The 9414-nt window shown below is 71.1% G+C and carries 7 protein-coding genes; 4 read left to right on the forward strand and 3 right to left on the reverse strand.

The window, feature by feature from the left end; all coding sequences use genetic code 11:
• Positions 1 to 353: 353 nt before the first annotated feature.
• The 3 genes from CCR97_RS26710 to CCR97_RS26720 all read left to right on the forward strand — a co-directional run bounded on the left by CCR97_RS26710 (position 354) and on the right by CCR97_RS26720 (position 3401).
• On the forward strand, positions 354 to 848 hold the full coding sequence (locus tag CCR97_RS26710) for a DOMON-like domain-containing protein (protein WP_201160038.1): 495 nt from the start codon (positions 354 to 356) through the stop codon (positions 846 to 848).
• 20 nt (positions 849 to 868) lie between these two features.
• Positions 869 to 2071, forward strand: coding sequence for an exo-beta-N-acetylmuramidase NamZ family protein (locus CCR97_RS26715; protein WP_111359459.1), 1203 nt, complete (start codon positions 869 to 871; stop codon positions 2069 to 2071).
• 109 nt (positions 2072 to 2180) lie between these two features.
• Positions 2181 to 3401 carry a DUF1015 domain-containing protein gene (locus CCR97_RS26720; RefSeq protein WP_111359458.1) on the forward strand — a complete coding sequence of 407 codons (1221 nt, stop codon included), beginning with the start codon at positions 2181 to 2183 and terminating at the stop codon, positions 3399 to 3401.
• Positions 3402 to 3414: 13 nt separating this feature from the next.
• Here CCR97_RS26720 and CCR97_RS26725 read toward each other — a convergent pair whose 3' ends face one another.
• Positions 3415 to 4083, reverse strand: a complete 669-nt coding sequence (locus CCR97_RS26725) for a hypothetical protein (protein ID WP_111359457.1) — start codon at positions 4081 to 4083, stop codon at positions 3415 to 3417.
• Entirely contained in the window at positions 4080 to 4568 is a 489-nt protein-coding gene (locus tag CCR97_RS26730; RefSeq protein WP_244670687.1) for a RusA family crossover junction endodeoxyribonuclease, read from the reverse strand. Before CCR97_RS26730 ends, CCR97_RS26725 begins: the two co-directional genes overlap by 4 nt.
• 97 nt (positions 4569 to 4665) lie before the next feature.
• On the opposite strand from CCR97_RS26730, the gene serB reads away from it, so the two are divergent.
• The gene (gene serB, locus CCR97_RS26735) at positions 4666 to 5568 is read left to right on the forward strand and encodes a phosphoserine phosphatase SerB (RefSeq protein ID WP_111359455.1); all 903 of its coding nucleotides are present in this window, start codon (positions 4666 to 4668) and stop codon (positions 5566 to 5568) included.
• Positions 5569 to 5796: 228 nt separating this feature from the next.
• On the opposite strand, the gene CCR97_RS26740 is transcribed toward serB, so the two are convergent.
• Positions 5797 to 9414, reverse strand: a 3618-nt coding sequence (locus CCR97_RS26740) for a YhdP family protein (RefSeq protein ID WP_338049144.1), incomplete at its 5' end; no start/stop codon positions are given.

Genomic DNA, 9414 nt, shown 5'->3' on the forward strand with positions numbered 1-9414 from the left:
GCGAATCCCGCGGGCGCGCACGAACGCCTTCAGCTCCCGAGCCGACGCGGTCAGTGCCGCTTCACCACCGAGCCCCTCGACGAGCCGATCCCACTCGGTCGAATCAAGATGGTTCCTTGCCATCTCCAGCTTGAATCACATCCCGGGTCCGACGGGAATCCCCTTATCTTAGCGCCTATGGGGCTCGTCCCGGCCATCCACGCCTTCGCTGTCCGGCCCATCCGAAAGACGTGGATGCCCGCGACGAGCGCGGGCATGACGGGTCCGAGACTGCCGATGCGGTATAGGATCTCCGAATGCGCCTGCCCTTGCACCCCCACCCCGAGACGCCCTGCCCGACCGTCGACGCCATAATGGTCGAAATCCTCCGCCCCGCGCCCGGCCGCCTGATGCTGAGCTATGGGATCGTCGGCCGCGTCGACGCGATCCGCTGGCCGGCGCCGGCGGCACCCGCCCGAACCGACGGCCTGTGGCGGCACACCTGCTGCGAGGCGTTTTTGCGCGACGGGCGTGGTGACGGCTATCTGGAGCTGAACCTGTCGCCGTCGACCGCATGGGCCGCGTACCGGTTCGACGCCTATCGGACCGGCATGCGTCCGGCCGACGACATCGCGGCGCCAGCGATCGAGATTCTTCGCGACGCAGGCCGCGTCACGCTGCGGGCGACGCTGACGCTCGGAGACTTGGCGATGGCGTCGGCCGATGCGCCCCTGCGGCTCGGCCTCTCGGCCGTCATCGAGGACACGGACGGCCGCCGCTCCTTCTGGGCGCTGGCGCACCCGCCCGGACAGCCCGATTTCCATCACGCCGACGGCTTTGCGGCTGCGCTGCCGCCCTGTACAGCATGAGCCGCCAAAGGTTTGATCTGATGAGATTCGGAATCGACCGGCTGCTCGCCGATCCGTCGCTACGGGCGCCGCTCGCCGGGCGCCGCGTGGCGCTGCTCGCCCACCCGGCGTCGGTGACGCGCGACCTGACGCATTCGCTCGACGCGCTCGCCGCCTGCGGCGACGTGCGGTTGACGGCGGCCTTCGGGCCGCAGCACGGGCTGCGCGGCGACAAGCAGGACAACATGGTGGAGTCGGACAACTTCACCGATCCGGTGCACGGCATCCCGGTGTTCAGCCTCTACGGCGAGGTCCGGCGGCCGACCGACGCGATGATGGACGGGTTCGACGTGCTCCTCGTCGACCTGCAGGATCTCGGCTGCCGCATCTACACCTTCGTGACCACGCTGCTCTACGTGCTGGAGGCCGCCGCGCGCCGGCGCAAGGCCGTGTGGGTGCTGGACCGCCCCAACCCGGTCGGCCGGCCGATCGAGGGCCTGACGCTGCGCCCGGGTGAGGAGAGCTTCGTCGGCGCCGGCCCGATGCCGATGCGGCACGGCCTGACACTGGGCGAGATGGGCGCCTGGTTCGTCGCGACGACCCGGCTCGACGTCGAGTACCGCGTCGTCATCATGGATGGCTGGGCCCCCGAGGCCGCGCCCGGCTTCGGCTGGCCGCTCGGCGAGCGCGTGTGGGTCAATCCCAGCCCCAACGCGCCGAACCTCGCCATGGCGCGCGCCTATGCCGGCACCGTGATGCTCGAAGGCACGACGCTGTCGGAGGGCCGCGGCACCACGCGGCCGCTGGAGCTGTTCGGCGCCCCCGACATCGACGCGCGCGCCGTGCTGGCCGAGATGGCGCGGCTCGCGCCGCAGTGGCTCACCGGCTGCGCGCTGCGCGAGATCTGGTTCGAGCCGACCTTCCACAAGCACGTCGGGCAACTCTGCCACGGCGTCCACGTCCACGCCGAGGCGCCGCTCTACGACCACGCCGCGTTCCGGCCGTGGCGGCTGCAGGCGCTCGCCTTCAAGGCGATCCGAGCGCTCTACCGCGACTATCCGCTGTGGCGCGATTTTCCCTACGAGTACGAACTGGAGCGCCTGGCGATCGACGTCATCAACGGCGGTCCGGACCTGCGCGCCTGGGTCGACGACCCGGCCGCCACGCCGGCCGACCTCGACGCACTGACCCGGCCCGACGAGGACGCCTGGGTCGAGGAGCGGCGGCCGTACCTGCTCTACTGAGCGGCAGTCCGCCCGCCCGGATCGCCGCGGCGGCGCGAAGAATCCCTTCCGCGGGCCGCCCGAGGTGCTAAACCGGGGCCGAAAAATCGACCCCCGTCGGAGAGTTCCCGTGCCCCTGGTCCAGCCCTTCCGTGCCCTTCGCCCCGCGCCGGGTCGTGCCGCCGAGGTTCTGGCGCCGCCCTACGACGTGCTGTCGAGCGACGAGGCCCGCACCCGCGCCGCCGGCAAGCCGTGGAGCTTCCTGCACATCTCCAAGCCCGAGATCGACCTCGATCCCGGCATCGACCCCTACGCCCCCGCCGTCTACGCCAAGGCCCGCGAAAACCTCGACCGGATGATCGAAGAGGGCGTGCTGATCCGCGACGACGTGCCCGGCTATTACGTCTACCGCCTGACCTGGCGCGACCGCGTGCAGACCGGCCTCGCCGTCACGGCCTCGGTCGCCGACTACGACACCAACCGCATCCGCAAGCACGAGCTGACCACGCCGGCCAAGGAGGACGACCGCGTCCGCCAGATCGAGGCCGTCGGCGCCCAAACCGGCCCCGTGATGCTCGCCTACCGGGATTGCGCGAGTCTCGACGCGCTGCTCACCCAGGTCACGCAGACCGAGCGGGCCGTCGACGTGACGGCCGACGACGGCGTCCGCCACGAGATGTGGGTGGTCGACGGCCCCGAGACCGTCGCCCAGCTCACCCGCACCATCGACGTGCTGCCGAACCTCTACATCGCCGACGGCCACCACCGCTCGGCGGCGGCCTCGCGAGTCGCGGCGGCGCGCGGCGGGCCGGGCTCGCACGGCCAGTTCCTGGCCGTGATGTTCCCCGACCACCAGATGACGATCCTCGACTACAACCGGTTGATGAAGGACCTCAATGGCCGCACGCCGGCGGAGCTGCTGGCGGCACTCGGCGCGAATTTCGAGGTGACGCTCGCCGACGGCCCGCTGCGCCCGGCCGCGAGCCACGAATTCGGCCTGTTCGTCGATGGCGCCTGGTACGCGCTCGCCCTGCATCCCGAGCTGGTGCCGGCCGACGACCCGGTCGGCCGCCTGCCGATCACGCTCCTGACGAAGAACGCGATCGAGCCGCTGTTCGGCATCACCGACCAGCGCCGCGACAAGCGCATCGACTTCGTCGGCGGCGGCCGCGGCGTCGAGGAGCTGGCCCGGCGCGTGCAGGCCGGCGACGCGGCGGCGGCGTTCTCGCTCTACCCGACCCAGATGGTCGACCTGATGGCGGTCGCCGACGCCGGCGAGATCATGCCGCCGAAGTCGACCTGGTTCGAGCCCAAGCTCGCCGACGGCATGGTCAGCCACGTGCTGGATTGAGGCGGACCGAACGTCAGGCCTCGGCGGCGGGTGACGTATTCGCCTGCCGCTCCTCGACTAGCCCGACGAGCATCCGCAGGACGTCGACCAACGCCCGGACATCGTCCGGCGTCACGGCCGCATCCAGCTCGCCATGCGTGAGAGCATTGCGGGTCTTGGCAATTCCGCGCAGCCGAGCCGCCTCGCTCGGCCGAAGGAAGCCTTCACCTGCGAGATACTCGACCAGGCGAGACGCCGTTTGCGGGTACCGGAAGGCATCGGTCATCAAGGCGCGACCCGCGGCTTCGAAGGCCGCCCAACCGAGCAGCAGCGCGGCCGAGAAAACGCCAGCCTCGACCAGACGATCCACTTGGTCGATCTGCCTGGCGATCGCTTCGGCGGGCTGTACGGCAAGCGACACCGGCGCCGTCGCCGGCGACACCACGATGACCCTCAGCTCCCATCCCGGCTGGTCCTTCACGAGCCGCTGAAGGCGCTCGAGCCGGCCCGAATTTCCGTTACGGCCGACGATTTCGACGACTAGCTTCTTATCGTCGCGAATGGCGATCACGTCCGGCGTGATCCCATCCAGGAAATGCGGCGCAAGGGGCGGCCCGGGCGCGATGAAGACCTCGTAGCCCTCCGCTTCGAGCTGGGGAAGGAGCCCGGTCAGAACCTCTCTTTCCGACGCACCGACGGTCATTCGAAGTCCTCGAACGGGTTGTCGCTGATCCTGACGTAAACCAAGGGCCTTTCTGCTTCCAAGGCCTTCGCGAACATTTCGGTCCCGGGTGAGAATTCAAGTCCCATTCCGGGGTCGAACTTCTGGACGACGATGCGCTCGACTTGGCGATCGTCCACGTAGATATGTCGGCTCAGCGCGTCGACAATGAGCTTCACGATGTTGTCCAGATCCCCGCGCATCGGCTCGGCTGGCAGATTGTAGATCGTCATCGCAATTCGCCCCTCCGAGGCGAAGTGCGGTTGCGGCAGCGCGGAGCGGCTGGCATCGCGGACTTGGCGTTTCCAGTCTTCTTTGGTGACGGCACGGGCCGCCTGCAACGACACCGGCGTGCCGGGCACGATGAACTCGATCGGAAACTGGATTTCCATGAAGCGGACCGGTATCGAGACGGCATGAACCGGACCGAGTATGTTGTCACCGCCGCCTGCACGCAATCCGCGCATTCAAGCGTTGTCTTCCCGCATCGACTCGCGGCGGCGTCGTACAGCCCGGAGATGCGGTCGCATTTGTCCCCGATGCCGGCACCCTGATGACCTCCCCATGACCCACGTCGCCACCCTGATCGTCGATCCCGCGGTGCCGGATCTCGATGCCGCGACGGCGGCGCTGGCGCGCACCGCGCTGCCGTCGCCCGGCCTGCCCGACTGGCTCGCGCCCGGCATCGCGGTCGACCTGCCGTTCACGCCGCGCGGCGCGCTCGACGAGCGGGCGCTGGCGACGCGGCTGCGCGAAATGCTGGCGCCGCGGCTGATCGACGTCGTCGTCCAGCCGATCGCCGACCGGCGCAAGCGGCTGCTGCTCGCCGACATGGACTCGACCATGATCGGCCAGGAGTGCATCGACGAGATCGCCGACATGATCGGCCGCAAGGCCCATATCGCGGCCATCACCGAGCGGGCGATGCGCGGCGAGATCGCCTTCGAGCCGGCCCTGGTCGAGCGCGTCGCGCTGCTCGCCGGCCTGCCGCTCTCGTTCATCGACGAGGTGATCGAGACGCGCATCACCATCAATCCCGGCGCCCGCGCGCTGGTGCGCACCATGCGCGCCAACGGCGCCTACACGTGTCTCGTCTCCGGCGGCTTCACGCTGTTCACGGCGCGGGTCGGCGCGACGATCGGGTTCGCCGAGCATGTCGGCAACGTGCTGGAGATCGGCCCCGACAAGCGCCTCACCGGGCGCGTGCTTCCGCCGCTGATCGGCCGCGAGGCGAAGCGCACCGCCCTGCACGAGCGTCGTGAAAAGCTGCGGCTCGCGCAGCACGACACCATGGTGGTCGGCGACGGGGCGAACGACCTCGCGATGATCGACGAGGCCGGGCTCGGCTTCGCCTATCATGCGAAGCCCGCGGTCGCGGCCGCCGCCGACGCCCGCATCGATCACGGCGACCTCACGGCGCTGCTCTATGCGCAAGGGTATCGGGCGAGCGAGTTCGTGGAGGCGTGAGCTGGGGGTGGGCGCATGCGTCGCTGGCGGGCCGACGCAGCGTCCCGCTCGTCGGCCGCGTGCCCCGGACAAGGCGCATCGGGCCGCAGGCCTGATGCGCCGCAGAGCCGGGGCCCAGGGGCCGCACGACGGGCGGCACGGCGACCACCTTGCCTGATCGCCCCTGGGTCCCGGTTCGCGGCGCGATGCGCCGCGCCCGGGACACGAGGCCTCACGGCACGACCGGCCTCACTGAATCGCCGAGCGCACGTCGGGCGCGGTGCCGCCGCGATCGCTGCCCGAGAGCGTGCTCGGGAACTCGAAGAACTTCCGCAGCACGCCGGGCGCCACGGCCGAGATCGGGTTGACCCGCAGCACCGGCGCGCCGGGCGTGCCGACCACCTCGTAGGTGACGCCGAGCAGGCCTTCCTTGTCGCCGCCGCCGAGGAACAGGCCGACGATCGGGATCTGGCCGAAGGCGTTGTTGAGCCCGTAGAGCGGCACGAAGGTGCCACGCATGCGCACCTCGTTGGCGGCGAAGTCGAGCGCGCCTTCGAGCGTGGCGCCGACCATCGGGCCACGCACCACGCCGTCGCGCAGCGTCAGCCGCCCCGGCGACTTGGAGAACTCGACCCGCATGCGGGAGAACTCGACGCCCGGATTCTGCATTCCGGGCGCGCCCGACGCGGCGACACGGTCGAGCGAGGCCTCGCCGCGCACCCAGAAATCGCGGACGTTGAGGACGCCTTCCTTCGGCCGCTGATCCGGGCTCGGCGGGTCCATGGCGACCCACATCTGGCCGCCGAACATGCGCGGATAGACGTCGGTGAAGCGGAACAGCGCGCCGGCGTCCTTGCTGTCGACATACATGACCTGACCGCCGCCGCCGACGCGGCCGCGGAGGTCGCCGATCAGCGCCGCGTCGGCGCCGATCTTGGCGGAGAGGTTGAAAGCGTCGATCTTGCCGCCGCGGCGCACGAGCTTCAGGTCGACGGCGCGCAGCGCCTCGCCGTTGAAGCCGGCGAGCGCGCCGATCTTGGCGTCGACGTCGAGATCCATGGTCGGGCTCTGGCGCTTGGGATCGTGGCTCGAGCCGCCCATCACCGACTTGACGAGGCCGCGCCCGTCGAACACGTCGCCCCGGATCGTCACCTTGATCAGGCCGTCGGCGCCGCGCTCCGCCTTGAGGGTCGCCTTGTCGCCGTCGGAGAGGCCGAACACCGGGAACGAGGCGGCGAGAAAATCGCCGTTCGGATCGAGCTCGACACCGCCTTTCACGCCGACGCCGGCGCCGTCGATGCTCAGATCCTCGAAGCGCGCCGCCTTGCCGCGGCCCACATAGGTGAACGCCGCCTTGGCCGGCTTGCCGGGCGGCTTGGTCCAGCCCGGCAGCAGATTGTCGATGCGGGCCGGGCCGAGATCGGATTCGACCAGCAGCCGGTTGTCCTGGTCCGGGTTGGACGCCAGCCGACCGGACAGCTTGATCGGGATCGCACCGGCGACGACGTTGCCGACGTCGAAGCCGAGCTTCGTCCGCGCCGCGTCGTCGATCGTGGCGGTGAGGCGCAGCTCGGCGTCCTCCTCGCCCTTCGCCTTCTTGTACTCGATCGCCGCCGGCACGCCGCCGACCTTGACGTCGCCCTTGACCTGATAGCCCTGCTGGGTGGCGGCGACCCGCAGCGTCTGCGCTTCGAGCTTCTGCGACAGCGCGAACTTGTCGACGCCGAAATTGGTGACGTCGGCCGCCACCGTGTAGTTGAACGTGCCGGGCGGCGGGTCGGACTCGATGCGGGTCGAGACCGTCACCTGCGCGCTGACGGTGCCGCGCACCGTGGCGGGATCGAGCGGCACGCCGGCGCTCTCGCGGATATGGTCGAGGGCGAGGAACTCGGCCGCCGCCGGCGCCGGGCCGTCGACCCGCGCCCGCACCTTGGCGGGCGGCTTCGGCCCGTGCGAGTCCGGCACCTCGAAGAGCCCGTTGGTGACCGTCATCCGGCGCCCCGACGGCAGCTCGGCGACGCCGCGGCCGAGCGCGACGGCGATCTGGCGGCCGCGCACCCGCATCACGAGGTCGGACTCGCGGATCGGCGGCAGCGCCTCCATCAGCTTCACCTGGGTGCCGTTGGTGACGATCTCGATCGAGAGACCGTCGTCCGGCACCGGCGGGCCGCCGGCCCGCAGCGTCGAGAGCGGCGCGTTGGTGGCGATCTCGATGCGGTCGAGCGTGCCGCCCGCCATGTTGTCCATCACCCATTCGCGCACCGGCGGGTTCACGAAGGGCGGCCAGATGCGCTTGAACGAGGTGGCCGACATGTTGCGGGCCGCCATGCCGACGACGAGCCGCGGATCGCCGCCGGCGAGATCGACGAAGCCCGACATCGCGACGTTGACGTCGCCGCCGCCCGCTTCGCCGTGCTGGATGTCGAGCCGGCGGGTCGCCGGATCGAAGCGGCCGCGGACCAGCACGCGGTTGACCAGCAGCGGGTTCTCGCCGTCGGCGGCCGAGCCGAGCACGACGCTGCCGCCGCGCAACGCGAGCTGCCACGGCTTGCCGGCTGCGGCCGGCGGCTCGGCCTGGCCGATCAGCGTCATGCGGGTGGAGCCGGAGACCAGCTGGAACGGCGTCACGATCATGCCGCGCGCAGCGTCCCACTCCAGGCTCGCCTCCATGCGATCGACCGTGACGCGGTTCAGCGCGTCGCCGATCTCACCGATCATGCCGGGGCCGGCGAGCAGGCGGCCGCTGGCGAAGCTCGGCACGCCGTCGGCGCCGATCTCCGCCTTGAGGCTCGCCGAGATGGGCAGGTCGGACTCGACGCCGCCGTCGAGCCGCAGCGCCATCAGGATGTCGCGCACCGAGACCTTGCGGGCCTCGACCCGCACGGCCCGCGTCCCCTGCGGCGTCGTCTTGACGGCGCCGACCACGACCCAGGGCCGATCCGGGTCCTGCGACCCGACCGTGACCGACAGCTCGCCTGGCTGCGGCCGGGTCATGCTGACGTGGATGTTCTCGAAGCGAGACTGGCGGCCGCTGCGCTGGTCGTCGACGACCAGGTTGCCGCTTTTCAGACCGACCTCGGTGAGCGCGCCGCCGTCCAACCCGAGCTTGCCGAGGCTGTCGATCCAGGCGAGCACGGCCGCGAAGCTCTCGGCGGCGCCGCGCTGCGGCTCGGCCGATCCGTTGGCGTCGGCGGCGATGCCGCCGGTCGGCGGCTCGGCCTTCAGCCCGACCGGGGTCGAGCCGGCGGCGGCGAGCACCGGCGAGGTGGCGATCGGGCGCTTGTCAGCGCCGGCGAACACCGTGACCTTCCCGTCGGTCTCGACCCGCAGCGCGATCTCGGCGCCGACCAGGCTGATGCTCTCGGCGCGCGGACGGCCGGACAGCAACGTCCCGGCCGTGAAGCCGGCCTCCGCCTTCGGCGCGGTGGCGACCACGGCGCCGTCCTGATCCTTGACGACGATGTCGCGGATGCGGACCGCCATGCGGCGGCCCTCGTCGAGCTCGATGACGGTGCCGCCGACCTCGACCGAGTAGTTGTTGCCGAGATTCTCGGCGATCGCCGCGGTGAGCCACGGGGTGGCGATGTCGAGCGGGATCGGCCCCATCGTCAGTCGCCACCACAGCCCGCCGCAGACCAGGCCGACGAGCAGGACCGGCCCCCCGGTGGCGAACAGGCACACCCGGGTGGCGCGGCGGCTGCACGTGTAGACGACGGCCCGGCGGGCATGCCAAGCGGCGCCGCGCAGGTCGAAGGCGAGAAGGTGGCGCAGCGCTGCCGCGGCGGCGAGCCTGGCCGAGCTCGTCGCGCCGGCGCCGAAGGCGGCGCAGCCGGCCACGAAGCGGCGGCCGAGCGGCTGCGGGCCGGG

Source organism: Rhodoplanes elegans (genome assembly GCF_016653355.1).
GTDB lineage: Bacteria > Pseudomonadota > Alphaproteobacteria > Rhizobiales > Xanthobacteraceae > Rhodoplanes > Rhodoplanes elegans.